General features: G+C 70.0%; 1 protein-coding gene. It reads right to left on the bottom strand.

Annotation, left to right across the window (positions count from 1 at the left end):
- Positions 1-10: 10 nt before the first annotated feature.
- The coding region (locus tag GQA99_RS20440) for a helix-turn-helix transcriptional regulator (RefSeq protein ID WP_160057046.1) at positions 11-290 on the bottom strand (280 nt) is incomplete at its 5' end.

The following is a 290-nucleotide window of genomic DNA, read 5'->3' as shown; positions in this document are numbered from 1 at the left end:
ATTCGTGATGTCAGACCTGCAGGGTGTCCGTGCCGGAGGCGCGCAAGGTTTCCGAGGGGTGTTCCCCGTAGCGGTCGCGGTAGGCGGCGGCGAAGCGTCCGAGGTGGGTGAAGCCCCACTTGCAGGCCGTCGCCGACACCGACGTCCCGGCGTCGCCCGCGGCGAGGTCGGCGTGTGCCTGCGCGAGCCGGATCTCGCGCAGGTAGGTGATCGGCGGGAGTCCCACGTGCCGCGTGAATCCGTCTTGCAGTGTGCGAACGCTGATTCCGAGTTGCCCGGCGAGGTCCCGG

Origin of the sequence: Shewanella litoralis (assembly GCF_009828585.1) — a bacterium.
Classification (GTDB): Bacteria; Pseudomonadota; Gammaproteobacteria; order Enterobacterales; family Shewanellaceae; genus Shewanella; species Shewanella litoralis.
This window is presented reverse-complemented; position numbering and strand designations above follow the sequence as displayed.